Origin of the sequence: Proteus sp. CD3, assembly GCF_008808075.1 — a bacterium.
Taxonomy (GTDB): domain Bacteria; phylum Pseudomonadota; class Gammaproteobacteria; order Enterobacterales; family Enterobacteriaceae; genus Proteus; species Proteus appendicitidis.
Genome location: NZ_CP019686.1, coordinates 1954240 through 1977643, shown reverse-complemented (window position 1 = coordinate 1977643; position 23404 = coordinate 1954240). Strand labels below are relative to the sequence as shown.

The window sequence follows — 23404 nt, the reverse complement described above, 5'->3', positions numbered from 1 at the left end:
TTCAATACAATAAACTGACTGGCTAGAAAATAAAAGAGCCACCGAAAAGGTGGCTCTAAAAGAAATCGTGACTTTCTAAACTCTAATTATTTAGAGATATGAGAAATCAGATCCAGAACTTTGTTTGAATAACCAACTTCGTTGTCGTACCAAGCAACTAATTTAACAAAGTTGTCGTTCAGTGCGATACCTGCTTTAGCATCAAATACTGAAGTCAGAACTTCGCCGTTGAAGTCAGTTGAAACAACTGCATCTTCAGTGTAGCCCAGAACGCCTTTCAGTTCGCCTTCAGCTGCTGCTTTGATAGCGTCACAGATTTGAGCGTAAGTTGCTGGTTTTTCCAGACGTGCAGTCAGGTCAACAACAGAAACGTTAGGAGTAGGAACACGGAAAGACATACCAGTCAGTTTGCCGTTCAGTTCAGGGATAACTTTACCTACAGCTTTAGCAGCACCAGTTGATGATGGGATGATGTTTTGAGAAGCACCACGACCACCACGCCAGTCTTTTGCAGATGGACCATCAACAGTACGTTGAGTTGCAGTTGTTGCGTGAACAGTAGTCATCAGACCTTCAACGATACCGAAGTTGTCGTTGATAACTTTAGCTAAAGGCGCTAAGCAGTTAGTAGTACAAGATGCGTTAGAAACGATATCTTGACCTGCGTATGATTTATGGTTTACGCCCATAACGAACATTGGGGTGCTGTCTTTTGAAGGACCAGTCAGAACAACTTTTTTCGCACCAGCTTGGATGTGTTTACGAGCAGTTTCGTCTGTTAAGAACAGACCAGTTGCTTCTGCAACAACGTCAGCACCGACTTCGTTCCATTTCAGATTTGCTGGATCTCTTTCTGAAGTTACGCGGATGGTTTTACCATTAACAACGAGGTGGCCATCTTTTACTTCAACAGTACCGTTGAAACGGCCATGAGTTGAATCGTATTTCAGCATGTATGCCATGTAGTCTGCGTCTAACAGATCGTTAATACCTACGATTTCGATATCTGAACGTTCTTGAGCAGCACGGAAAACGATGCGGCCGATACGACCAAAACCATTAATACCTACTTTGATAGTCATATGTATTCCACCAGCTTTAATTTAGTGAATTAAAAAGTTGCTTCTAAAGTTACCAAAACCGCGCCAATCGTCAAGCGGAATCGTGTCAATAATTGCAAAAAATCAATTAAAAAAACACTTTTCGCTTAAAGATTGGTCGTTTTAGCTAAATGTTACGCTGTGTATTATCGGGATCAACGCCGATAAATGAAGTTACCTTTGCTCCGTTATGTGAAATTCATCACATTTCAAAAACTAAAGATTACTCTTGATGATTTTAGACTATATTTTCCAGATTTGTTGTTAAATCTTTGTTATCATTCACTGTTGTTTTAAAAAGCATTTTTCTGGGCAAGAGGTCGATATGGCAGATAATGAAAAGAAAGTGAATATTTCAAGTAATAACAATCACCTTGATTTATCAACACTCAACGAAATGCAACGTTATGTGACGCAACAACAAGGTACAGAACCTCCGTTTAGTGGTAAATTATTACACAATCGTCAAACAGGGATTTATCACTGTTTATGTTGTTCTGCTCCTCTGTTTTATTCAGATACAAAATTTGATGCAGGATGTGGTTGGCCAAGCTTTTATCAACCTGTTAGTGATAATGCGATTCGCTATATTGATGATTTTTCTCATAATATGAAAAGAACTGAAATCCGTTGTCAGCAATGTGATGCACATTTAGGGCATGTTTTTAATGATGGCCCAGCTCCAACAGGGGAGCGTTATTGTGTTAATTCAGCTTCTCTTTCATTTACGAATAGTGAAACAGGCGAAAAACAAGCCGGTTAATCTTGTTAAATTAACAAAATAATAACAACTGAAAAAACGATTCAGCCATTTCAAATGATTATTTAGCTTATGGAGCAATCAATGGAAGTTAATGAACTTATTTCGATGGTGACCCCTGAAATTTACCAGCGTATATCAACGGCAGTTGAACTAGGCAAATGGCCTGATGGCGTTGCATTGACTGATGAGCAAAAAGAACATTGCATGCAGATTGTTTTATTATGGCAGGCGAAAAATAACCACACACCTGAGCATATGACAGTAGGCACTAATGGACAAATTACCATGAAGAGCAAACAAGAATTAAAAGCTCAGTTTCAATCTGAACGTTTAGCAACGTTAACGCCGATGGATGATGAATAAAACCTGTGTTGAATGGATAGAATAAATATAAAAAGGGGCTATTTATTAACCGAACAGGTTAAAATAGCCTCTTTTCCATTTTATAAAGATAAGGGAAATAACGAACCTATTGATTGTTACGATTAAGCCAATGTGCTGAATCAATTAACGCTGCGCCTTTTGCTCTCATTTCTTCTAATGCTTTTTCGCTATCGTCATCTTGAATATTGACACCGCGGCAACCGTCTGTAACAACTGAAACCTGATATCCTAATAACAATGCATCTAGCACTGTAAATTTGACACAGTAATCTGTAGCAATTCCTAAAATATAAAGATGTTTTATATTTAATGTTTGTAAAAGTGTATGCAAGCCTGTTTGGTATTCATGGTCGTTATCAAAAAAAGCACTATAACTATCAATAAGGTGGTTTTGCCCTTTGTAAATAATATGATTAATGAGTGCTTGGTTTAATTCAGGATGAAATGCAGCGCCATAAGAATTTTGTACACAATGTACTGGCCACCAAACTTGTGGTAAGCCATTTAGTGTGCCGATCTCTCCCACAACAGTGCCTGAATTTTCAGCAAAGCTAAGATGATCGGCTGGATGCCAGTCTAAGCTGGCAATAATCGGATTTTTAGATTGCTTGAAACTATGAATAAGTTGGTTGGCTGTTTGTATAACTATGTCACTTTCATTAACAGCTAATGCACCACCTGTACAAAAATCGTTTTGTATATCAACCAATAACAGTGCAGAATTTTTCACCACTTTTACCTTTAGATTAAACTTAGTCGTTATCGTCTAATGTCATTTCACCACGTAGGTTTTGTTGCATTAGTCGGCAAATTTCAGTGTAATTATATTGTTGGCTAAGGAGATAATGCAGCTTAGTTAATGTTGCTTCAAATGTCATATCAAAGCCACTGATCACACCCACTTCCGCTAATGCTTGACCTGTTGCATAACCTTCCATATTGACTCGGCCAGAAATACATTGTGTCAGGTTGATAACAACAATACCACGCTCTGTTGCTTCACGTAGGGTCGAAAGTAGTGCAGGGTGTGAGGGTGCATTACCGACACCATAAGAGCGCAATATTAAGGCTTTCACAGGTTGCATCAGGATATTTTTAACGATTTCATCGGAAAGACCCGGATAAATTGTAACAACACCGATAGGCTGAGGCGTAATATTATGTGCAGTAAATTCACCATTTCTTTTTGGAAAGGAATTAATTTTAAATTGTTTAATATTAATTCCCGCTTCTAACAGTGGCGCGCTATTCGGTGATGCAAAGGCATTAAAGCCATCAGCATGTGCTTTTACGGTGCGGTTTCCGCGATACAGCGTGTTATTGAAAAATAGCGCTACTTCATTAATTGGATGATGTGCGGCGAGATAAAGCGCATTTAATAGGTTTGTTTGCCCATCAGACCGTAAGGCTTCTAAGGGAATTTGAGAGCCAGTAACGATAATCGGCTTGCTAAGATTCTCAAACATAAAAGAGAGTGCAGAAGCGGTAAATGCCATGGTATCAGTACCATGAAGAATAACGAATCCATCATAGTTGTGATAATTTTCACTAATATCATCAGCGATGGATTGCCAATCTTCAGGGGTAATATTTGAAGAGTCGATCAGTGGAAGGTGCTCTTTGATTGTGAAATCAGGCATTTCTTCGCGATGGAACTCTGGCATTTTGGCTAATTGACGTTGCAAATGCCCTGATACAGGAATATAGCCGTGTTCAGAATGTTGCATACCAATAGTACCACCCGTGTATACAACGTAGATTGATTTCTTTTGCATCAGACAAAACACTCTTATTAGGCTGTGAGAAATACCTGATTATAGGGAGTTTACAGAATAAAAAAAGGAAAGGATGCTAAAAAAAGAAAATAGAGATGAATGAATATCTGCTTTAAATCATTGTGTTAAAAATAGGATTGATAAGAATGAGTAAAAAATAATCGTTAGTATATTATGCCAAATAAAGTCAGTAAAAAAAGAGAAAAACACCTGCCCTGAAAGAGCAGGTGTTGAGACAGAAACGGTTATTGAATATCACCACAAGATAAGCAATACGTATAACGGTTTAGCGGATCATTCATATTGCGGTAAAACTCTGTTTGTGATTTTACTTCTCTTAAAATAGGGGCTGGTAAATAAGCTTGTAATGGATCAGGGATAATGGCTTTTGCATTATTTGATAAGCTCATGATTATTTGTTCAGAGAGACTTAATTCTGGCTTCATCCAATCAATAACTGGCTCTTTAATTTTTGCCATTTTAGCAACAGCATCAATAGCGTCATCAAAATCACCAAACTCATCGACTAAGCCTACATTTTTTGCATCTATTCCTACCCATACACGACCTTGTGCAATACGATCGACTTGTGCCGGTGTTTTCTTCCGAGATTCCGCAACTAAATTAATAAATGTTTTATAGCCACTCTCGATATTTAATTGTAAAAGCTCGGCAAATTCTTCAGGTAACTTATTGGTGACAGATAATCCTGCTAAAGGTGAAGTTGTAACACCATCGGTATAAACACCAATAGACTCTAGGCTATTTTCAAAGGTATTAATAACACCGAAAATACCAATAGAACCCGTTAATGTTGAAGGACTAGCAATAATCTTATTTGCAGGTGTGGAGATCCAATATCCCCCCGATGCAGCTAATCCTCCCATTGAGACAACCACATGTTTTTTCTGTTGTTTAAAGGCTTCAACTTCACTACGAATTTGTTCTGATGCTGAAACACTTCCGCCGGGGCTATTTACACGTAATACAAGCGCTCGGATATTAGGATCTAAACGTGCTTGGCGAATTTGATTTGCAATAGTGGCACCGCCCGCAGAGCCAGGAATGCTTTCACCGTCAATAATGGCACCTTGAACAACGACTACGGCAATATTACCTTCATCGTTTGCAGGTAATGATGAAGTTAACGTATCGGCATAATCATAAATGCTGATATTGTTAAATTGGTTGCTCTCTTTATCCCACTGAAAGGCTTCTGTCATATCAGCTTCAAATTGAGCGTATGAGCTTACAGAATCCACTAATTTACGATTTAGCGCATAAGTTGCGTTATCCCCATCTGCATTGCGTAGCTGTGCAATCATCTCTTTTGCACCCGGGAAAACATCTTCTGTGGTAATGCTACGGTTTTCTGCTACTTGGGTTAAATAAGTAGACCACAGTGCATTAACTAAACGTAATGAAGCTTCTCGAGATTCCGCAGACATGTCATTACGCATTAACGGCTCTACCGCAGATTTATACGTTCCTACGCGGAAAATATGAGTACTTACTTTTAAATTTTCTAACAGTGTTTTGTAATAGAGATTTTGAAAGCCAAAACCATAAATACCTACTGCACCTTGAGGTGTGAGATAAATTTTATCTGCATAAGAAGCGAGATAATATTGTGGCTGACTGTAATAGCCACTCACTGCAAAAATGGGTTTACCTGTCTTTTTAAATTCACTAAGTGCTTTACCAATATAATTTAGCGAAGGCTGATCTGCACCTGCAAATTCATCAAGTTTAAGCACCATACCTTTAATTTTCGGATCTTGAGCGGCAAGGCGTAGTGTATCAACGACTTCAAATAATGAATTTTCTTGAAGCTGGCTACTCGAAACGCCTAAAAGCTCCCGTCCAACTTCTCCTAAAGGATTTTGGGTTGCAGTTTGGTCAACAATCACACCTTTAAGATCAACAAGAAGTGCGCCTTCATAATCCATCGGTTTTTGTGCTTCTTTGCTAATTAAGAAAATACCAATGACCAGAAAGAGAAGGAAAAAGAAAATAACGTTTAAGATTAATTTCCTGATAAAGTTAACGGCTTGCCAACTGAATTTTAATATTGCGCCGATTAACTCCATAATTTTATTCATATTATCTCCACATCATGTAAAGCTAAAATTTAATCCTAAACAGTCATGCTAGAATTACTGGTAAGCAGGCTACATTCACATAATCTCATACTATTAAAACAAAAAATGTTGTTAGCAATAGAGAGAATAACAATAACAATGAAAGAATATTCTAATATAGCTCTTATTGAATGTCTGTCATTGATTTTTAGGAAACCACGAATGATAACTTTTTACTTAAGGTGTTATTAAGCCAATATTTATCTTTTGTAAAAATAGCTCAATAAATTCATACAAACAGGCATTAAAGTAATATAGAAAATTGTCGAGTTAAAAAGAAAAATAGGATCAAAATCAGCGTAAATTAACTGAGTAAGCTAAGATTAATCATTTTATGAACAATAAATTACGATTAAATAACCACACAGCTGATTTTTAGAAAAATTCCCGCCTAAATTTGCGGATGGTGGTAATATAACAGTTTGTTATACTGCGAATTGATAAGAACTGTCCATCCCCATAAGAATGGGATCTTGCTAAAATAAAATGCTGACAGGAGAATAAAAATGGATGCATTAACACTGCTTTTGAACCGCCGTTCAGCTTCTCGACTGACTACTCCAGCCCCCGATAATGAAGCCCTCAATGCTATTTTACAAGCCGGTATGCGTGCGCCTGATCATGGTGCGCTTAAGCCGTGGCATTTCGTTGTGATGCAAAATGAAGGTATTGAACGTTTTAGCCAATTACTTCATAAAGCGGCAGTTGTAGGTAATTTAGGGCCAGAAGTTGAAGAAAAAGCAAAAAATGCACCTTTTCGCGCCCCATTGATCATCACTGTTATTGCGCAAGTGAAAGATCATCCTAAAGTTCCTGAATGGGAACAAGTTGTTGCAGCCGGTTGTTGCGTACAAGCAATGCAAATGGCCGCTGTTGCTCAAGGATTTGGGGGAATTTGGCGTTCAGGTTCTTGGACTCATGATGCGGTTGTAAGAGAAGGGCTTGGCTGTGGTGAACACGACCAGATTATTGGTTTCCTTTATTTAGGCACGCCAGCTCTGAAAGCGCCAATGACGGTTTCTCCTGCTGACTTAACTGATTTTGTGACTTATTTTTAAAAAGGATGGCATGTTATGTCTGAAGCAATTCGTTTAACACAATACAGTCATGGTGCAGGTTGTGGTTGTAAAATCTCGCCAAAAGTTTTAGAAACCATTTTACATAGCGAACAAGCTAAATTTCATGATCCTCACCTACTCGTAGGCAATGAAACCAAAGATGATGCTGCTGTTTATGATTTAGGAAATGGTACAGGTATTATCAGCACCACTGATTTCTTTATGCCAATCGTTGATAATCCTTATGATTTTGGACGTATCGCTGCAACGAATGCAATTAGCGATATTTTTGCTATGGGTGGAAAACCCATTATGGCAATCGCTATTTTAGGCTGGCCTATTAATAAACTGGCACCAGAAATTGCGCGTGAAGTCATTGAAGGTGGTCGAGCAGCTTGCCAAGAAGCTGGCATATCACTGGCTGGTGGTCACTCAATTGATGCGCCAGAACCGATTTTTGGTCTTGCCGTAACCGGTGTTGTGCCTGTAAGCAAAGTAAAGAAAAACAGTGAAGCTAAAGCAGGGTGTCAGCTCTTTTTAACTAAACCTTTGGGTATCGGTGTATTAACAACGGCTGAGAAAAAAGGTCTGCTAAAACCAGAACACCAAGGTTTAGCGACAGAAATTATGTGCCGTATGAATAAAGCCGGGTCTGATTTTTCTGATATCGAAGGCGTCACTGCAATGACGGACGTTACAGGATTCGGTTTATTAGGGCATTTAAGCGAAATCTGTGATGGCTCTGGTGTACAAGCCACTATTCATTTCTCACAAGTCCCAAGATTGCCAGAAGTAGAGTCTTATATTGAACAAGGCTGTGTTCCTGGTGGTACAGGTCGTAACTTTGAAAGTTATGGTCATTTAATTGGTGAGATCACTGAAATACAACGTAAATTACTCTGTGATCCGCAAACATCAGGTGGCTTATTATTAGCAGTATTGCCTGAAGCGGTTGAACAAGTGAAAGAAGTTGCTTCACGTTTTGATATTGAATTAACGTCTATTGGTGAGCTAACTACGCCAGTAGCTGGAAAAGCGTTGATTGAAGTGACTAACTAACGTAATGAGATTATTTATTGCAGAAAAACCCAGCCTTGCTCGCGCTATTGCTGACGTATTGCCAAAGCCCCATAAACGGGGCGATGGCTTTATTCTTTGTGGTGATAACCAGTATGTGACGTGGTGTGTTGGTCACTTACTTGAACAAGCTGAGCCGGATGCATACGACCCGCGGTACGCCCGCTGGTCGTTAGATGATTTGCCCATTATTCCTGAAAAATGGCAACTCAAGCCCCGAGCTGATGTTAAAAAGCAGCTAGAAACCATCAAAACACTACTTAAGCAGGCAAAAGAAGTGATCCACGCGGGGGACCCCGATCGCGAAGGTCAGCTCTTAGTCGATGAAGTGCTTAACTATTTAAATATCAGTGAAGAGCAAAGAAAACAGGCGCGTCGTTGCTTAATTAATGACTTAAACCCAGCCGCAGTGACGCGAGCTATTGATAAGCTACGTTATAACCATGAATTTGTCCCATTGTGCGTATCTGCTTTGGCGCGAGCAAGAGCAGACTGGCTTTATGGTATTAACATGACTCGAGCTTATACGCTTTTAGGTCAACGCAATGGCTACCAAGGTGTATTATCAGTAGGGCGAGTACAAACGCCAGTATTAGGCTTAGTGGTTCGTCGTGATGAAGAAATTGAAAACTTCGTGCCTAAAGATTTCTTTGAAGTGAAAGCACATGTTGTCACACCTGCTGATGAACGCTTTACCGCGATTTGGCAACCAAGTGAACATTGTGAACCTTGGCAAGATGAAGAAGGGCGGTTATTACATCGTAAACTTGCAGAGCATGTTGTTGAGAGAATTAAAGACAAACCTGCGAATGTAACGGATTATCAAGATAAGCAAGAATCTGAAATAGCACCACTTCCTTTTTCACTTTCCGCATTACAAATTGAAGCGGCAAAACGCTTTGGTTTAAGCGCACAACAAGTTTTAGATACGTGCCAGCGCCTATATGAAACACATAAACTAATCACTTATCCGCGTTCTGACAGCCGTTATCTACCTGATGAACATTTTGCGGGTCGTCATGCCGTTATTAATGCGATTAGCACACATGATGCAAGCCTATTGCCGCAAGATACTCTCGATATTGATAAAAAGAATCGTTGTTGGGATGACAAAAAAGTTGATGCTCACCATGCGATTATTCCAACGGCAAAAACGGGTAATATCTCATTAAGTGAAAATGAGAAAAATATTTATTATCTCGTGGCGCGCCAATATCTAATGCAATTTATGCCTGATGCTGTTTATCGTAAATGCGTTATTGAGCTTGATATTGAGAATGGCAAGTTTATTGCTAAAGCGCGTTTTTTAGCGCAAGCAGGATGGCGAATATTATTAGGTGCGAAAGAACAAGATGATGAAAATGACGGTTCTGCATTGCCAATAGTGGCGAAGGGTGATGAATTGCTGTGTGAAAAGGGCGAGATTGTTGAAAAGCAAACGCAGCCTCCAAGACCTTTTACTGATGCAACATTGCTTTCTGCTATGACCGGAATTGCACGCTTTGTTCAAGATAAAGAACTTAAGAAAATCCTAAGAGCAACGGATGGATTAGGTACTGAAGCGACAAGAGCGGGAATTATTGAGCTGTTATTTAAGCGTGGCTTTTTGCAAAAGAAAGGGCGAGCCATTAATTCAACGCCAGCCGGTAGAGCATTAATTCATGTATTGCCAGATATGGCAACTTTACCGGATATGACTGCACATTGGGAATCGATACTCACGCAAATTAGTGAGAAGCAATTTAAATATCAAGATTTTATGATGCCATTAAATAACACCTTGATAGAGTTGATTACTCAAGCGAAACGTCGTCCGAATATTCAAGCTTTTAGAAATCTTCCCGCACCTGCGCATAATAAAAAGCGCAAAACAGCAACTAAAGGAAATCACAAAGCAAGCGCCACAAAAAATAAAGCGCAGAGTAAAGAAACAACGACGGATAATTAAGCTCCAATAAAAAGCACTTCCTCTGTTATTTAGGGAAGTGCTTTTATTGAATTAAAATTTTATCTGATTAGATTTTAAATTCAGCCCAAACGGGCGCGTGATCAGAGGGTTTTTCCATTCCACGGATCTCGTAATCAATTCCTGTTGAAATACAATTATCCGCTAAGCAGCGACTTGCCAAAAGTAAGTCAATGCGTAAGCCTCGGTTATCATCGAAACCTTTAGAACGATAGTCAAACCACGAGAATTGATCATTAGCTTCAGGATGTTGTTGGCGGAAGGTATCCGTTAATCCCCAACCCATTAAAGTTGCCAGCCATTCCCGCTCTTCGGGTAGGAAAGAACACTTCCCTGTTTTTAACCAACGTTTCATATTATTTTCGCCAATACCAATATCTTTATCTGTTGGGCTAATATTTAAATCACCCATAATCAGTACTGGAGAGGTCGGTTGTAAGCTGGTGGTTAGATAATTTTGCAGATCAGCATAGAATTTTTCTTTGGCTGGAAATTTAGTTTCATGATCACGGCTTTCACCTTGAGGAAAATAACCATTCATAACGGTTAATAAGCCTGCTGGTGTTTCGATATCTGCCATGATCATTCGACGTTGAGCATCATCGCCATCACCAGGAAAGCCTTTACGTACTGCGACAGGTTTTTCTTTTGTGAGTAAGGCAACCCCATAATGCCCTTTTTGACCATGATAGAAAACATGGTAACCCAAGGCACCCACAGTATCTAATGGAAACATATCATCATGAACTTTCGTTTCTTGAAGTCCAATAACATCTGGCTGATGTTTTTCTATGATAGCTTCAAGTTGGTGAGGACGAGCGCGTAAACCGTTAATATTGAAAGAGACAAATTTCATGTGACTGTAACCATTTATATATTGAATAATAGGATGTCTTATACTAGCAGGATCGCAAAATGAATGTAAGCAAATCACAGAAATGATGGCACAGCTTATCAAGAGAAAGATAAAATTAGATAAAAATAAAAGCCATTAAATAGAGTGTGCTAATTTAATAAAAATAATTAATTGTATAACAAAAAATATTAATTAAACAAACTAGAAACATAAACTAATCTTTGATAGAAGAATATAAGTATTATTATTCTTTATATGTGAAGAATGATGACATAATAAAAATAATATTGTAGTTATAAATTGTATTCATTAAAAGGAGGTAAAAGAATATTTATATAAAACTACTTTTATATAAAGTTAATTTTTAAATTAATTAATCACTATTTTATTTACATTAAATGAATCAATAAAATTATTTTATTCTACACAGCAAAGGAATGGTGAATTATGTTTTTTTCTCGTAAGTTAGAAGCCTTTATGGCCGTAGTCGAAAATGGCTCGTTAAGTAAAGCAGCGCGGGTAATGAACCGCACAACGCCTCCCGTCGCTAAATCTATCAAAGACTTTGAAGCCGTGTTAGGAAAGCGTTTATTTAAGCGAGAGAAGTTTGGTATGAGTTTAACTCAAGAAGGTTTAGAGCTTTATAATGATTTGAAATCGCTCTATCTTCAGGAAAAAGAGATAACTAAAAAACATATATCGGGGATTATAAATAATAGCATTCATGTTTATTATGATTGGGGAAAAAGTCAGTATTTAACTCAGTTTTATCAAGCAGCAAATAAAAATTATTCCCATATAAATATAATGCGATTTTCAAGAGAGAACTTTGAAGAAATACCCGACTATGATGGTAATACATTAATATTAAGTTCTGAAAAAATTATTAGTGAGAAATTTAGTCTTCTTCATAAAATAGAAAATAAACACTTGGGTATTTGTTGCCAAAAAACACTCGTGAATAGTGTGAATAATAATATTGATAGGCTTTTAAGTGAAAATATTTGGCTATGTGATCCGGCATTATACAAAACAGCTAAGATAAAAAAATTAGAGAGTGAAATCGGGGATAGAGGAAAAACTGTGTGTGTCAGAATAATGGATGATCTTAATTGCTGTTTACGTTTTATTCAAACGCATCATTCTCTTTTACTTACAGATGAAAGCCCATTGAAAAGTGAGTATGAAGCAGACTTATGCTTTATACCATTAACTCAACCTGAAATACGATATAGCTGTTATATCTATAAATCTAAGTATCATTCAAGTGTATTGAATCGATTTCTGGATCTGATTGATAAAATGGAATAAAAGGAATTTTTGGAGTGACGCTAAGAGGAGATGGTGGTGGGAGAAGGATTCGAACCTTCGAAGTCTGTGACGGCAGATTTACAGTCTGCTCCCTTTGGCCGCTTGGGTATCCCACCAACATTAAATTGTTCTGCTGTCCGTGACAGCGGGCGCAATAATACCAAATACCTGAGATCTGTAAAGCGCTATTTTACTAAAAATAGACTGACTGCTGTAAAATCGTGCGCATCGTTCAAGCTTTATGCGCTATCGTATTGATTTTAAGCAATATCATCTCTTTTAATAAGAGATAAAAAATAAACCGCGATATGTAATATATCGCGGTTTACCTTTAAATAGTCACACGGTTTGCGTTATGAGTAACAAAAAACTTATAAAATGATTGTTCTGTTACCATAAACGAAGACACGTTGTGAAAGTACCCAATATAAAGCATGGCTAAGAACATTCTTTTCAACATCTCGACCCGCTCTCATCATATCTTCAGCAGAAAACGTATGGTCAACATTAATCACATTTTGAGTGATGATAGGACCTTCATCTAAATTATCATTTACGTAGTGTGCTGTTGCACCAATAATTTTAACACCACGCTCATAAGCCTGATGGTAAGGACGAGCGCCAATAAAGGCAGGTAAGAAAGAGTGGTGAATATTGATAATTTGATTTGGGAAGTTCTGTACAAATGCCGGTGTTAATACACGCATGTATTTTGCGAGTACCACATAATCAGGTTTGTATTGATTAATTTGTGCAATTAACTTTTCATCATGCTGATCACGGGTTAAGCCTTCATGGCTAACAAGATGGAAAGGAATATCAAATTGTTCTACTAAATGTTTTAACGTATCGTGATTACCAATGACTGCGGCAATTTCAACATCCAAATCACCAAATGCACTTTTCATTAATAAGTCACCCAAGCAATGTGCTTCTTTTGTCACCATAATAACAATGCGACGACGGCCTGCGGTGTTTAGTTCGCGCTTGGAGCCTTGTGGTAAGGCATCATCTAAATCGGCAAGAAAGGTTTCATCATTAAAGATACCTTCAAGCTCTGTGCGCATAAAAAAGCGACCTGTACGATGATCAACAAACTCACTATTTTGAACAATATTTAACTGATGTTTGTAGCAAATATTTGTGATTTTAGCGATAAGCCCTTTTGCATCAGGGCAAATAGTACGCAGTATTTTTTTTTGTGTATTTTGGTGTTGCATGTATGGATAAATCCTTTCTTTTACTTCTGTGTTTGCAGTTATTTGATGTTATTTTCACAACATTTTTTGTATTTACGCCCTGAACCACAAGGGCAGGGATCGTTTCGTCCCACTTTCGGTTTCACACCGTCAATATAAAACCAACAGTCATCTATTTTTAGAAAACGAGAGCGTTCATGTAAGTACTGTTTATCATCGGCATTTCTTTCAATAAAGCAAGCCGAGAATTCAACATAAGCCTCATTTTTATTTGTGCTTGCTTGTGCTGAGATAACATTAAGACCAAGCCATTGTGTATTGGGAAAGCCTGAAACTAATTCATCATGCAAGGAAGCAACACGACAAGAGGGATGCCACGTCTTTATTAAGTAATCAGCATTATGTTTAACAAATGCGCTATAACGCGAACGCATCAATGCTTCAGCTGTTGGCGCATTTTTTTGACCTAAATGATAAGGTTCACAGCAATTAGAGTAGAATAATTGACTATTGCAGGGGCATAAACTTGACAAAATAATGTCCTAATTCACGTTATCAGTATGACGATTACCCATAGATTGAAAAAAGTAACGATTGGGAATAATTAACGTCAATGTTGAACTAAACTAATAATGTAGCGCTAATTAATCTGCATGTGAAATGATAGTTACCGGAGTCACCAATGAACAAAGCCTTAGTGGGTAAAAAAATTTTAATAATTGATGATGAGGTCGTTTTTCGCACCATGCTGACGGAATATTTCTCACATGAGAAGGCTTGCGTTTATACAACAGATAACGGTAGCCAAGCATTATCTTTATTAGAAGGGGGATTGCTTCCTGATCTTATTTTATGTGATATCCGTATGCCAGTAATGAATGGTCCCACTTTTTTGTGTCATCTTGAACAACGTAAATTGGCTATTCCTGTTATTGCTATTTCATGTACAGATAATATGGCTGAAATAGATGATATGTTGCGTTTAGGGGCGCAAGAGATTTTTCTTAAGCCAATAACACATCTTGATAAATTAAAACAAAAAGTCATTGAAGTATTATGCCCTGGTTTTTTTGAATCAGTGTTAATAGAAGGTATACATTTAGAACCGCTTTGGAATAGCTTACGAAAAGATACCCATTATATTCAGTCGTTCATAAAACAGATGCAACCTCAAGTTAAGCAGGTTGTTGCGGGATATTGTGTTAATTATCGTCAATTAAATGATATCACTAAAATGGGTTTGTTATTTGATATTGCGGCTTTATCCGAAGATCAAATTATTTTCTATTGTGTCGATATATCGAGAGATGATGAAAATGGGCTTTTGGTCGCTTTACTCTTACGGGTTGTTTTTAATGACGTATTAAAGTCATCAGAAAAAATACGATCTTTGCCAAGTATGTATAATATGTTGAATAAATTAAATAAAATGCTTAATGAGATTGGTGTGAAAGGACAATTTCCCATCACGCTAGGATATTATCATACGCAGAAAAAAAATATATTATTGGCATCAGCAGGATTACGAGCTGAAATAAAAACAGAAAGTAAAAAATTTGAATTAAATAGCGGTGTCCCTTTAGGTACATTGCAACTTTTATATATTAACCAAGTAAAATGCGAGGGAACAAATTGGCAATGTAAAATTTGGGATAACACAAATCAGATTAAATTAATGTTTTCCCCTATCTATAAAAGTTAAATGTAGATTAAATAAAAATAGAATATCGTGCATATATTAAACATAAATGAAGAACTATCTCAATTAACGGGTAGCGCTCTGTTTATCCTTAGATATTAGCTGGTATACTCTGGCGATTATTTTTTTAATTGTACCCATTCATATTTGAAAGTAGAACGGTACGAATTGCAGGAGAAGTATAATGTCATCAGCAGTACGTAAAGTTAGAAAAGCGGTTATCCCTGTTGCTGGATTAGGAACAAGAATGCTACCTGCAACCAAGGCAATTCCAAAAGAAATGCTGCCTGTGGTTGATAAGCCTCTTATTCAATATGTAGTGAATGAATGTATCGCAGCAGGCATTAATGAAATTGTACTTGTTACACACTCATCTAAAAATTCAATTGAAAACCATTTTGATACAAGTTTTGAATTAGAAGCGATTTTAGAAAAACGAGTTAAACGCCAGTTATTAGAAGAAGTACAAGGCATTTGTCCAAGCCACGTCACTATTATGCAAACTCGTCAGGGAATAGCAAAAGGATTAGGCCATGCCATTTTATGTGCTAAGCCATTAATTGGTGATGAACCTTTCGCTGTTATCCTGCCTGATGTTATTTTAGATAGATACAGTGCTGATTTAACGAAAGTTAACTTAAAAGAAATGCTTTCTCACTTTGAACGTTCAGGCGCAAGTCAAATTCTTGTTGAACCTGTTCCTGAAGATGAAGTCTCTAATTATGGTATTGTTGATTGCATGGGCGAAAGTTTATGCCCAGGAGATAGCAAACCAATTACTCGTGTTGTTGAAAAACCTAAGAAAGAAGAAGCACCTTCGAATTTATCTATCGTAGGGCGTTATGTGTTATCTGAAAGTATTTGGCCACTATTAGCGAAAACCGCACCTGGCGCTGGAGATGAAATTCAGTTAACTGATGCGATTGCAATGCTGATTGAAAAAGAAGCTGTTGAAGCTTATCACCTACAAGGGAAAAGCCACGATTGTGGTAATAAATTAGGGTATATGAAAGCCTTCGTAGAGTATGGAATACAGCACGAAGAGTTCGGTGAAGACTTTGCACAATGGCTAAAATCATTAAAGATACAGTGAAATAAAGCCGATTAATAATCATTTATATGGTCAATCTCATTGTATATCCTCCGTAAATGAATGATGCATAATAGGTGGATATTTTACGGGAAAAGCTAGATAAAGTGATTGTAAGAGATTAAGGTATGGCTCAATGTATTTAGCATTGAGCCATGTTGATTCTGTAATGTATGACTATGTTAAGCGTTATGATGTTTAATCTAGGTGATATTAAGCATGATAGCGTTGACATGAAAAATAAATTATTGGGTTATTTGAGTAATAATATGAAAATATTGGTAACAGGTGCTGCGGGTTTTATTGGCTATCATATGAGCCAGCGTTTAATCGAAATGGGTTATCATGTTGTCGGAATAGATAACCTGAATGATTATTATGATGTGCGATTAAAAGAAGCTCGATTAGCTAAATTACAACAGCTAGAAAAATTCCATTTTGAGAAACTTGATATCGTTGACTCAGCAAAAGTGGCTCAATTATTTGCATCACACCAATTTGACCGAGTTATTCACTTAGCCGCCCAACCGGGTGTTCGCTATTCAATTGAAAACCCAATGGCATATATTGATGCGAATATTGTTGGTCATATTAATATATTAGAAGGATGTCGCCATAATAAAGTCGGACATCTTATCTATTCCTCTTCAAGCTCCGTTTATGGTTTAAATCAGAAACAGCCTTTCTCAACAGAAGATAGTGTTGATCACCCAGTTTCATTATATGCAGCAACAAAGAAAGCCAATGAGTTAATGTCTCATAGCTATTCACATTTATATCAATTACCGACAACAGGATTACGTTTCTTCACGGTATATGGTCCTTGGGGACGTCCTGATATGGCATTATTTAAATTTACTAAGGCAATGCTAGCTGGCGAACCTATTGATGTTTATAACAGTGGAAATATGACGCGTGATTTCACTTATGTCGATGATATTGTGGGATCTGTTGTTCGATTAGTTAATGTTATACCAGAAGCAGATGAAAACTGGACAGTAGAGAAAGGTGAAACGTCTTCAAGTTCTGCCCCTTATAAAATCTATAATGTGGGTAATGGGCAACCAACTAAATTGATGGCATTCATTGAAGCGATAGAAAAGTCATTAAATATAAAAGCTAAATTGAATTTAATGCCAATGCAAGATGGTGATGTTCTTTCTACTTGTGCTGATTGCCAAGACTTGTTTGAGACAATAGGTTTCTCGCCGAATACCGAAGTAGAATATGGCGTAAAACAGTTTGTTGATTGGTATTTAAGTTATTATAAAAATTAATAATATTAGTTTAATTGGATCAAAGAAAAAAGGAGCTATAAAAGCTCCTTTTTCATTATAAATAAAAATAAATAACGCAGTTATTACATTTTTTATTTTTGCTTACCCACATCTAATACAAACTACATCAGCACATATTAAAATTAAACGCTTGTTTAATTAAATGGGGCAAACAAGAAAATACCCTTTTAAATAATTAAAAGGGTATTTCAAATAGAGTATTGACTTAAATTACAGCAGGAAATCGTCTAATGATTTGCCTTCTTCATCAATAGCACGTTTGATTACAGCTGGTGTACGACCTTGGCCTGTCCAAGTTTTAGTTTCACCATTTTCATCAACGTAAGAGTATTTAGCAGGGCGAGCTGCACGTTTAGCACGGCCTGTTTTATTAACAGCACTTGCTTCAAGTAAGTCTGTTGGATCAATACCAGCTTCTTCTAGCATTTCACGGTATTTTTGTAATTTTTGAACACGTTCTTCTTCAGCTGCTTTTTCTAATGAGAATTCTTCACGACGCTCATTAACGACAACTTCGAGTTTCTCCAGCATTTCTTCTAAAGTTTCTAAAGAAGTTTCTCTTGCTTGTGCACGGAGAGTACGGATGTTATTTAATATTTTTAAAGATTCGCTCATTTTCCTGGTCTCAAATAAATGTTGTTGGCTGATGTAATACTAATAATAGATTGCTATTTAAATTTCTGCAATACCTAAATACAAACCTTACGTAAAATTTCTTTTTTTTAAACTAATATCTCAACGAAAAAAATAATAAAAGTTGAGGCATCTTTAGTCAATAAAGGAAATATTAGTAAGGAAATGCATCTTTTAACTGATGATAGCGCTAATGCTAAAGAATAGAAAGCTTTGTTCATTTTTTTATAATAACGGACTTTTTTCTAAAAATGGAATCGGACTAACTTTCATACTTTAATAAAGGTATATCAAGGGGTGTTTTAATATGTTAAGTACTTATTAAAGCTATTTATTTTTTAAGCAAAAATTAGCATTAACAACGAACTTCATCTTTCGGTGGTATATCTAGAATAGAAATAAAGGGAATAAATACTTGTTATGGATAACTTGTAGATTGTTTATGTTAGACTGTCGCTCGTGAAAATAAACACTATTTAAGGAGTGAGCTGATGGCTCAACTTTACTTTTATTATTCAGCCATGAACGCTGGAAAATCAACATCTTTATTGCAATCCTCTTATAACTATAATGAACGAGGAATGCGTACTTTGATTTTCACTGCGGCTATTGATACACGCTTTGCAAAAGGAAAGATTAGTTCAAGGATAGGATTAAGTGCGGATGCATTACTCTTTAGTGATGATATGAATATTCGTGACGTTATTGTTGCTGAGCATAACAAACAGCCTATTCACTGTGTATTGATTGATGAATGCCAATTTTTAAGTAAGGCACATGTCGAACAACTTTGTGAAATAACGGATACCTATGATATTCCCGTTCTCACTTATGGGCTAAGAACGGATTTTAGAGGTGAGTTATTTACAGGCAGTGCTTATTTATTAGCATGGGCTGATAAACTAGTAGAACTTAAAACAGTATGTTACTGCGGTAGAAAGGCAAATAAAGTATTACGCTTAGATGATAAAGGAAATGTACTGAGTGATGGTGCTCAAGTTGAAATAGGTGGAAATGAAAAATATGTTTCAGTCTGCCGCAAGCATTATACGCAGGCAACGCTAAAAGGGTGTATTGAACAAGAGTAACCTTTTCAATTTCCCTCTTTTACTAATTTGTCAGAGTAAAAGAGGGGGATGAAATAAGAATTCAAATAAAGTGTTATATAACGTAATACTAAAAAATATTTATATATTTTTAAATTTTAGCCAATTTCTTGGCTTTTTTTATATCAAATTGCGGTGAGTTTGATTTTCTTCTGTGAAGATATGTTATTTTTTGAAAGGAAAAATTATCTATTTCATCGATTTCATTATCATTAATCAAAAAAGACATAATCAAATATACGTAAGGTGTTTGTTTTGTGATGTCGATATTGTTTTTTACAAATGAAAAGAGAGATAGACATTTGATGCATTTATATTATTCATAGTTTAATAAAATTGAATAAAGATAGTCATAAAATACAAAAAAATATTTCTTTTATCTATGGTTTGTATAATGAAACATTTATATCGGGTTTTATCGATGCTGATTATAAGATGCTTAAGTTGTCATTGAATAAATAAAACACTTCACTTTATGCCCGCCAATACGGATAAATTGGCTCTTTTCATACTCCTAAAGGAGTAATTTTTAAGTAGAATGCACAAATAGCGACCTTTATTACGTTAGCAAGCTAACAAGCCTCATTTTGATAATATTTTATTGAAACTATGTTTTTTATAAATCCAATGGAGCTAGAGATATAAAACATTTATATCTCTATATTTTGATCACTAATTAATAATCAAAACGATGAAGCCTATTTATTTTTATCGGATAAGAAGAAAAATACGATTGCAAATCGTAAAGCGAATACGATGGTTTCAAAGAACATTTCGCGATAGTCATTTTATGAAGTAAACAAGGTAAGAATGAAATAATTAAACCAACTAATGAAAGAGGAGAGGAGTTTGATACGCTCTATAATCGCCCATAAGCCATTTTTTATAATAGGGTAATGCCAATGTGTGATTTAAGAGGTAAGTTGCTCAGCACCTTTTTCAGAGCCAATTATGAATACATAAGGGAATACACTATTTTTATAGTAAGGATTAAACTTATTAACTAAGTGTAAACACTTATCATTTATGACTGAATAGTGACTTCTCTCGCTTTATTTCCTAATCTCAGAAATCAGTAGCAAAATGCATATAACCAAGTGATCAGCCATAAAAAAACCCAGCCATAGGGCTGGGCTTCTATTTAAGAGCAAATAACCGAAATATTGAGGATCACATTAACACAGTGTGTTTCGATTATTTTTTATTGCTTTTTTTAGCTGGTTTTGTTTCTTCTTTTACTTCAACAACAGGATGTTCATTAAATTCACGACCGTAGTAAGAATCTAATAACAGTTGTTTCAGTTCAGAGATCAGTGGGTAACGAGGGTTAGCACCAGTACACTGATCGTCAAACGCATCTTCAGATAATTTATCAACTCTTGCTAAGAAATCACTTTCTTGGACGCCAGCTTCACGAATAGAAGATGGAATACCTAATGAAGATTTCATTTCTTCTAACCAAGCTAACAATTTCTCAATTTTAGCCGCAGTACGGTCACCCGGTGCTGAAAGTTCTAAGTGATCAGCAATTTCTGCATAACGACGACGAGCTTGAGGGCGATCATATTGGCTAAATGCAGTTTGTTTAGTTGGGTTATCATTAGCGTTATAACGAATAACGTTTGAAATTAATAACGCATTAGCTAAACCGTGAGGAATATGGAACTCAGAGCCTAATTTATGCGCCATTGAGTGACAAACACCCAAGAATGCGTTAGCAAAAGCAATACCAGCAATCGTTGCCGCATTATGAACACGTTCACGAGCAACAGGATTTTTAGCGCCTTCATGATAACTTGCAGGCAGATATTCCTTCAGTAATTTTAATGCTTGCAGTGCTTGTCCATCAGAATATTCGTTCGCTAAGACAGAAACGTAGGCTTCTAATGCGTGAGTTACAGCGTCTAAACCACCAAATGCACACAGAGATTTAGGCATATTCATAACAAGGTTTGCATCAACGATAGCCATATCTGGTGTTAATGCATAGTCTGCTAATGGATATTTTTGACCTGTTTCATCATCAGTAACTACCGCAAATGGTGTTACTTCGGAGCCAGTACCTGATGTTGTTGTGATAGCAACCATTTGTGCTTTCACACCCATTTTGGGGAATTTGTAAATACGTTTACGGATATCCATAAAGCGTAATGCTAATTCTTCAAAGTGGGTTTCTGGGTGTTCATACATAACCCACATGATTTTTGCTGCATCCATTGGTGAACCACCACCTAATGCGATGATCACGTCTGGTTTAAAGCTATTCATCTGTTCTGCGCCTTTACGCACAACACTTAATGTTGGGTCTGCTTCAACTTCAAAAAAGACTTCTGTTTCAACACCAAATTTTTTCAGTACACGAGCGACTTCATCAACATAACCATTGTTGAATAAGAAACTATCGGTCACGATAAAGGCGCGTTTTTTACCGTCTGTCGCAATCTCTTCTAGTGCGATAGGTAAACAACCACGGCGGAAGTAAATAGATTTAGGAAGTTTATGCCACAACATATTTTCTGCTCTTTTCGCCACGGTTTTAGTGTTGATAAGGTGTTTTGGCCCTACGTTTTCAGAGATGGAGTTACCACCCCATGAACCACAACCTAATGTTAGAGAAGGAGCAAGTTTAAAGTTGTATAAGTCACCAATACCACCTTGAGATGCTGGTGTATTGATTAAAATACGAGATGTTTTCATCTTGTCGCCGAAGTAGGCAACATGCTCAGGGCAGTTATCTTGGTCTGTATATAAGCAAGAAGTGTGACCAATACCACCCATCTCAACTAATTTTTCCGCTTTTAGAACGGCATCCTCAAACGATTGAGCATGGTACATGGCTAATAGTGGAGATAATTTCTCGTGAGCAAAAGGTTCTGCTTCTGTTGTTTCTTTTACTTCACCAATTAAAATTTTGGTATTTACAGGTACTTCAATGCCAGCCATTTCAGCAATTTTTGTTGCAGGTTGACCCACAATCGCTGCGTTTAAGTTGCCATCTTTTAATATGATGTCTTGAACTGCTTTTAATTCTTTACCTGTTAGCATGTAACCGCCGTGAGTTGAGAAACGCTCACGAACTTGTTTATAAATGCTATCAACAACGATAACAGATTGCTCTGATGCACAAATTACGCCGTTATCGAAAGTTTTAGACATTAAGATTGAAGCCACTGCACGTTTGATATCAGCAGAATCATCAATAACAACAGGCGTATTACCTGCACCAACACCGATAGCGGGCTTACCAGAACTATACGCAGCTTTAACCATGCCTGGACCACCTGTCGCTAAGATCAGGTTAATATCATCATGGTGCATTAATGCGTTAGATAGGGCAACAGAAGGCTCATCAATCCAACCGATAATGTCTTTTGGTGCGCCTGCAGCGATAGCAGCATTCAAGACGATTTCAGCAGCACGGTTTGTTGCTTCTTTTGCACGAGGGTGCGGAGAGAAAATAATACCATTACGCGTTTTTAAGCTAATTAATGCTTTAAAAATCGCAGTAGAAGTTGGGTTAGTTGTTGGTACGATACCACAGATGATCCCAATAGGTTCAGCAATGGTCATTGTGCCGTAAGTCAGATCTTCAGATAAGATCCCGCAGGTTTTTTCGTCTTTATACGCATTGTAGATATACTCAGAAGCAAAGTGGTTTTTAATCACTTTATCTTCAACGATACCCATACCAGACTCTTTTACAGCTAATTTTGCAAGAGGAATACGGGCATCAGCGGCAGCTAATGCAGCAGCACGGAAAATGGCATCAACTTGTTCTTGAGAGAAGTTAGCAAATTCACGTTGAGCTTTTTTTACACGAGCAACCAAATCATTGAGTTCAGTAACGTTAGTTACAGACATAAAGAGACTCCTGATAAAATGTTAAATTTTTTAAGCAAATTAGCCGTTTTCATCATAACTAATAAGGATAGCCTAGATAGATGACAA

General features: G+C 36.9%; 19 protein-coding genes and 1 tRNA gene. 10 read left to right on the top strand and 10 right to left on the bottom strand.

Features of this window, described 5'->3' with window-relative positions; all coding sequences use genetic code 11:
- Nucleotides 1-86: 86 nt before the first annotated feature.
- Nucleotides 87-1082 carry a glyceraldehyde-3-phosphate dehydrogenase gene (gapA, locus tag BTA34_RS09025; RefSeq protein ID WP_023581959.1) on the bottom strand — a complete coding sequence of 332 codons (996 nt, stop codon included), beginning with the start codon at nucleotides 1080-1082 and terminating at the stop codon, nucleotides 87-89.
- Between the two features lie 343 nt (nucleotides 1083-1425).
- Between gapA and msrB the strand changes: the two genes are divergently transcribed.
- Nucleotides 1426-1863, top strand: a complete 438-nt coding sequence (gene msrB / locus BTA34_RS09020; RefSeq protein ID WP_109372090.1) for a peptide-methionine (R)-S-oxide reductase MsrB — start codon at nucleotides 1426-1428, stop codon at nucleotides 1861-1863.
- Between the two features lie 81 nt (nucleotides 1864-1944).
- Nucleotides 1945-2226, top strand: a complete 282-nt coding sequence (locus BTA34_RS09015; protein ID WP_100160296.1) for a YeaC family protein — start codon at nucleotides 1945-1947, stop codon at nucleotides 2224-2226.
- Nucleotides 2227-2332: 106 nt separating this feature from the next.
- On the opposite strand, the gene pncA is transcribed toward BTA34_RS09015, so the two are convergent.
- The 3 genes from pncA to sppA all read right to left on the bottom strand — a co-directional run bounded on the left by pncA (nucleotide 2333) and on the right by sppA (nucleotide 6124).
- Nucleotides 2333-2977, bottom strand: coding sequence for a bifunctional nicotinamidase/pyrazinamidase (gene pncA / locus BTA34_RS09010; protein WP_151435357.1), 645 nt, complete (start codon nucleotides 2975-2977; stop codon nucleotides 2333-2335).
- A gap of 22 nt (nucleotides 2978-2999) precedes the next feature.
- On the bottom strand, nucleotides 3000-4022 hold the full coding sequence (ansA, locus tag BTA34_RS09005; protein WP_151435356.1) for an asparaginase: 1023 nt from the start codon (nucleotides 4020-4022) through the stop codon (nucleotides 3000-3002).
- Between the two features lie 245 nt (nucleotides 4023-4267).
- Nucleotides 4268-6124 (bottom strand): signal peptide peptidase SppA, encoded by a 1857-nt coding sequence (sppA, locus tag BTA34_RS09000; protein ID WP_151435355.1) that lies wholly within the window; start codon nucleotides 6122-6124, stop codon nucleotides 4268-4270.
- Nucleotides 6125-6669: 545 nt separating this feature from the next.
- On the opposite strand from sppA, the gene BTA34_RS08995 reads away from it, so the two are divergent.
- The 3 genes from BTA34_RS08995 to BTA34_RS08985 are packed head-to-tail and all read left to right on the top strand — an operon-like array spanning nucleotide 6670 to nucleotide 10246.
- Complete coding sequence (locus BTA34_RS08995; protein ID WP_151435354.1) at nucleotides 6670-7221, top strand: NAD(P)H nitroreductase; 552 nt, start codon at nucleotides 6670-6672, stop codon at nucleotides 7219-7221.
- Nucleotides 7222-7236: 15 nt separating this feature from the next.
- Nucleotides 7237-8280: a selenide, water dikinase SelD gene (gene selD, locus BTA34_RS08990; RefSeq protein ID WP_151435353.1), complete on the top strand. Its 1044-nt coding sequence runs from the start codon at nucleotides 7237-7239 to the stop codon at nucleotides 8278-8280.
- 4 nt (nucleotides 8281-8284) lie between these two features.
- Nucleotides 8285-10246: a DNA topoisomerase III gene (locus BTA34_RS08985; protein WP_151435352.1), complete on the top strand. Its 1962-nt coding sequence runs from the start codon at nucleotides 8285-8287 to the stop codon at nucleotides 10244-10246.
- Between the two features lie 67 nt (nucleotides 10247-10313).
- Here the strand turns inward: BTA34_RS08985 and xthA are convergent, their stop codons facing one another.
- Nucleotides 10314-11120: an exodeoxyribonuclease III gene (gene xthA / locus BTA34_RS08980; protein WP_151435351.1), complete on the bottom strand. Its 807-nt coding sequence runs from the start codon at nucleotides 11118-11120 to the stop codon at nucleotides 10314-10316.
- A gap of 447 nt (nucleotides 11121-11567) precedes the next feature.
- Between xthA and BTA34_RS08975 the strand changes: the two genes are divergently transcribed.
- On the top strand, nucleotides 11568-12431 hold the full coding sequence (locus tag BTA34_RS08975) for a helix-turn-helix domain-containing protein (protein ID WP_151435350.1): 864 nt from the start codon (nucleotides 11568-11570) through the stop codon (nucleotides 12429-12431).
- Nucleotides 12432-12462: 31 nt separating this feature from the next.
- On the opposite strand, the gene BTA34_RS08970 is transcribed toward BTA34_RS08975, so the two are convergent.
- The 3 genes from BTA34_RS08970 to BTA34_RS08960 form a co-directional block, all read right to left on the bottom strand.
- A tRNA-Tyr gene (locus BTA34_RS08970) sits at nucleotides 12463-12547 on the bottom strand.
- A 255-nt stretch (nucleotides 12548-12802) separates the two neighbouring features.
- Entirely contained in the window at nucleotides 12803-13651 is an 849-nt protein-coding gene (gene purU / locus BTA34_RS08965; protein WP_151435349.1) for a formyltetrahydrofolate deformylase, read from the bottom strand.
- Nucleotides 13652-13689: 38 nt separating this feature from the next.
- Nucleotides 13690-14163, bottom strand: coding sequence for a YchJ family protein (locus tag BTA34_RS08960; RefSeq protein ID WP_151435348.1), 474 nt, complete (start codon nucleotides 14161-14163; stop codon nucleotides 13690-13692).
- 149 nt (nucleotides 14164-14312) lie between these two features.
- Here BTA34_RS08960 and rssB point away from each other — a divergent pair, with 149 nt between their 5' ends.
- The 3 genes from rssB (at nucleotide 14313) to BTA34_RS08945 (ending at nucleotide 17696) form a co-directional block, all read left to right on the top strand.
- Nucleotides 14313-15332, top strand: a complete 1020-nt coding sequence (gene rssB, locus BTA34_RS08955) for a two-component system response regulator RssB (RefSeq protein ID WP_151435347.1) — start codon at nucleotides 14313-14315, stop codon at nucleotides 15330-15332.
- 181 nt (nucleotides 15333-15513) lie between these two features.
- Complete coding sequence (galU, locus tag BTA34_RS08950) at nucleotides 15514-16422, top strand: UTP--glucose-1-phosphate uridylyltransferase GalU (protein ID WP_151435346.1); 909 nt, start codon at nucleotides 15514-15516, stop codon at nucleotides 16420-16422.
- 266 nt (nucleotides 16423-16688) lie between these two features.
- Nucleotides 16689-17696 carry an NAD-dependent epimerase gene (locus BTA34_RS08945; RefSeq protein ID WP_151435345.1) on the top strand — a complete coding sequence of 336 codons (1008 nt, stop codon included), beginning with the start codon at nucleotides 16689-16691 and terminating at the stop codon, nucleotides 17694-17696.
- Nucleotides 17697-17927: 231 nt separating this feature from the next.
- Here BTA34_RS08945 and hns read toward each other — a convergent pair whose 3' ends face one another.
- Nucleotides 17928-18332 (bottom strand): histone-like nucleoid-structuring protein H-NS, encoded by a 405-nt coding sequence (hns, locus tag BTA34_RS08940; protein ID WP_088495367.1) that lies wholly within the window; start codon nucleotides 18330-18332, stop codon nucleotides 17928-17930.
- A gap of 509 nt (nucleotides 18333-18841) precedes the next feature.
- Here hns and BTA34_RS08935 point away from each other — a divergent pair.
- On the top strand, nucleotides 18842-19438 hold the full coding sequence (locus BTA34_RS08935; protein ID WP_023581977.1) for a thymidine kinase: 597 nt from the start codon (nucleotides 18842-18844) through the stop codon (nucleotides 19436-19438).
- Nucleotides 19439-20650: 1212 nt separating this feature from the next.
- On the opposite strand, the gene adhE is transcribed toward BTA34_RS08935, so the two are convergent.
- Nucleotides 20651-23317: a bifunctional acetaldehyde-CoA/alcohol dehydrogenase gene (gene adhE / locus BTA34_RS08930; RefSeq protein WP_151435344.1), complete on the bottom strand. Its 2667-nt coding sequence runs from the start codon at nucleotides 23315-23317 to the stop codon at nucleotides 20651-20653.
- Nucleotides 23318-23404: the final 87 nt, after the last annotated feature.